Genomic DNA, 3,598 nt, shown 5'->3' with positions numbered 1-3,598 from the left:
GATCAGGACTGCGGAATAAGCGATGGCGATGCCATATTCGTTATTCTCGACGCGGCCGACGATGTAGCTGGTCGACATGTCGTACTGGGCGCTGACCAGAAAGATAATGGCGCTGATGGCGGTCATGGCGCGAACGAAGGAATAAACCAGCGCCGCGAGGATGGCCGGCCGCAGCAGTGGCAGCACCACCTTGCGGAAGGTTTGCCAGGAGTTAGCGCCGAGAGTCAGGGAGGACTCGTCAAGGCTGCGGTCGATCTGCGACATCGACGCGATACCCGCGCGAACCCCGACCGGCATGTTGCGGAAGATGAAGGAGAGCACCAGGATAATGCCGGTGCCGGTGAGCTCGATCGGCGGCACGTTGAACGCGATCACATAGGACACGCCGATCACAGTGCCGGGAATGGCGAAGGACAGCATCGTCGCGAATTCGAAAGCTTCTTTGCCGGCAAAATTCTGGCGGACCAGCAAATAGGCGGTCAAGAGTCCGATAGCCGCGGTCAGCGGCGCGGAGATCAACGCTATTTCCATGGTCGTCCAGAACGAACTCCAGGCCGAGCCGCGCCAGTGGACGCCGAACTCGTTCCACCCGATGGAAAACGCCTTCACGTAGTGGTGAAAGGTCAGAGAGAAATCGACGCCCCACAGCTTGACGAAGCTGCCGTAGAAGATCGTCGCATAAATGAGCAAGGTAAAAAGCGTCCAGACAGTGGCTACCGCGACGACGAGGTTGCGGAATGTTGCCGGCAGAAGCGGGTGGACGCCGGCGTCGCCTTTTCCGGAAACGGTCGTGTAGGACTTTTTGCCGAGCCAGAATCGCTGGGCGTAGAAAGCCCCAAGGGTAAAGAACAGGAGTACGAGGGCGAGGATTGCCGCCTGCGCCTGATCGTATTGTGCGCCGACAATCGCGAAGAAGATCTCGGTGGACAGAACGTCGAAATTGCCGCCGAGCACCAGCGGATTGCCGAAGTCAGCCATGCTCTCGATAAAGCCGAGCAGAAAGGCGTTGGCTAGACCCGGCCGCATCAAAGGTAGAGACACGGTGATGAAGGTCTGCCAGCGATTGGCGCGCAGGGTCTGGGCGGCCTCCTCCATGGAGGGGCTGACGCCCTCGACCACTCCGATCATCACCAGAAAAGCGATCGGCGTGAAGGCGAGCATCTGGGCCATGAGCAAGCCAGGCAGTCCATAGATCCATCGTGTCGGACGGACGCCGATTAGCTCGGCGAAACCCAGGTTGATGGCGCCCGAGAGGCCGAACAGAAGAATGATGGCGAGGCCGATGACGAAAGGTGGTGTGATGATCGGCAGCACGGTCAGCGCGCGCAACAGCGCGCCGTAGCGAAAGCCAGTACGCGTCACTACCAGGGCAAAGACCAGGCCGAGTGCGGTGGTCATCACGCCGACCAGAATGGCGAGAAACAGCGAATTCCAGGCGACGCCGCAGCGCGGACCGCCGAAAAGGCAGCCGAGATTCCAGAGCCGGTCGCTGGAGAGTTTTGCGAGAAAGATGGGAAGCGAATAGTCGCCCTCTTGTGTGAGCAGTGCGCTCCCCAGCATTTGACCGATCGGCATGAAGATGAAGACGGTGACCACGGCGACGACGAAGCCGATCGAGCCGACGACGAACTCGTCGCCGGCCACCGCGCCGCGCGCCGCAAGCCCTAGGGTGAACAGGAACAGGAACGCGCTGCTTACGAGCAGTGCTCCCCAGCCCATGCCGAACTGGCGGTCGTCGAGCTCGCCAACGAGCCAGGTCAGCCATTGCCACTGGAAACCACGCAGACCAATGCCGAAACCTTGAAGCAGGAAGTAGGCGACGCCGGTCGCGCCGACGACGATTAGCAAATTCCCAAAGAAAGGGTCGGACTTCCTGCGCCCCCATAGCAGGAGCGGCGCGAGAAGCAGCGGCCCGAGGGGTGCAAGCCAGAGTTTCTCGCCTTGCAGCACAAGGAAAAGCGCCGGCGCGACGTCATCGTCATGCGGATAGCCGTCCAACAGCCAGGACAAGGTGAAGAAGTTGCTTTCCAGCCCATACCAAGGCAGCAGCGCATAGCCGACCAATCCGACCGCCGTCCACAGGACGACGGTCGGGTGAAGCGCGCTCGTGGCAGTGCGGACGCGCATGATTACTGCGGCAGGGTCGAGACCTCCGTATCCCACTTCTGCAGCAGGCGCTTGCGCTCGGCGCTCGATCCATACTTCTTGAAGTCGTAGTCGATGAGCTTGATGGTCGACAGGTCGGGCGACAGGTCGGACGCGGTGGCGTTCTTATTCGAGGGCAACTGGAACGACTTCACGTCCTTCGCCTTCGACTGCATCTCGGCGGTCAGCGCCCAGTCGTAGAACTGCCTTGCTGCTTCCGGGTTGCGGGCGCCCTTGATCAGCGACATCGAGCCGATCTCATAGCCGGTGCCTTCGCACGGCGCCACCGTGACGATCGGGAAGCCGGCTGCCGTCTGCGTCACCGCGTCATGCATGAAAACGATGCCGATGGTCGTTTCGCCAAGACCCGCGGCCTTAATCGGAGCGGAGCCCGACTTGGTGTACTGGTTGATGTTGGCGTGGAGGGCCTTCAGGTATTCAAAACCCTTTTCCTCCCCCATGAGCTGAACTATCGTGGCGAGCATCGTATAGGCGGTGCCCGATGAGTTCGGGTTGGCCATCTGGATGTGGCCCTTGTATTCCGGCTTGGTCAGATCGGCCCAGCATTTCGGCTCCGGCAGATTGCTCTTGGCCAACAGATCCTTGTTGTAACCGAAGCCGAGCGCACCGGAGTAGACGCCGATCGTCTTGTTGTTGGCGGCTTGCGCCTGCTTGATCGCCCAGTCGTGCAGTTCGCCCCGCATTGGGGACGTATATTCCACAGTCAGTCCTTCTTCGGCGGCCTGGAGATGAGGATCGCCGGTTCCGCCCCACCAGACGTCGCCCTTCGGGTTTCCGGCTTCGGCGCGCAACTGGGCGTATGTCTCGCCGGAGCTCTTGCGGGTCATGTCGACGGTGATGCCGGTCTTTTCCTCGAAGGTAGTCTTGATCTGCTGGCACCAGGCCTCCTCGGCGGCGCAATAGAGGGTGAGGCTGTCGGCGTAAGCCGAGGTGGCGGCAGAGACGAGCATTACAGCCGTTGCCGCCAGACGGACATAGGTCTTGTTCATGTGCGAATTTCCTCCCATTGTTTCGCCGTCTAACAAGCATCAAGCTATGCTGCGGCGACAACCAGATTGGGAGCTTTTCTGCCGATTTGCAAATCGAGTCGGTAGCGGCCGGAACAGGGCTGCCCATAGGTCCTCCCGCAATGGACCGTCGAAGTTACGTCAGGCGCGACCTCAATGAGATTCACGATTTGAAGGTCAAGGAAACCGAGGGGCGAAGAAGGGTAAACCGATCAGGCAGGTTGCGGCAGTTCCGTTCCGGCTTGACGGCCACGGCACGTAGAGGTGATGCTGATCACCTCCAAGACGACCAACCGCTTCATCGTGCCGAAAGGCTGGCCGATGAACGGCATAAGCGGAAGGAAGACAGCAGTCGCCGAAGCATGGGAAGAGGCCGGCGTTGTTGGCGAGGCATTGAAGGAGCCACTGGCGTCTACGCCTATTGG

At 60.5% G+C, this 3,598-nt stretch carries 2 protein-coding genes and 1 pseudogene; 1 reads left to right on the top strand and 2 read right to left on the bottom strand.

Going from position 1 to position 3,598, the window contains the following annotated elements; all coding sequences use genetic code 11:
• Together EOA86_RS26840 and EOA86_RS26835 are read right to left on the bottom strand one after the other, a co-directional pair.
• The coding region (locus tag EOA86_RS26840; RefSeq protein WP_164892003.1) for an iron ABC transporter permease at positions 1–2,127 on the bottom strand (2,127 nt) is incomplete at its 3' end.
• A 2-nt stretch (positions 2,128–2,129) separates the two neighbouring features.
• Positions 2,130–3,155, bottom strand: a complete 1,026-nt coding sequence (locus EOA86_RS26835) for an ABC transporter substrate-binding protein (protein WP_095518946.1) — start codon at positions 3,153–3,155, stop codon at positions 2,130–2,132.
• A gap of 229 nt (positions 3,156–3,384) precedes the next feature.
• Here EOA86_RS26835 and EOA86_RS40665 point away from each other — a divergent pair.
• Positions 3,385–3,598 (top strand): annotated as a pseudogene (locus EOA86_RS40665) (NUDIX hydrolase); the annotation flags it as partial.

Source organism: Mesorhizobium sp. M5C.F.Ca.IN.020.32.2.1 (assembly GCF_004023105.1).
GTDB classification, from domain to species: Bacteria; Pseudomonadota; Alphaproteobacteria; order Rhizobiales; family Rhizobiaceae; genus Mesorhizobium; species Mesorhizobium wenxiniae.
The sequence above is the reverse complement of the archived record's forward strand: the minus strand, read 5'-3'. Positions and strand labels throughout refer to the sequence as shown.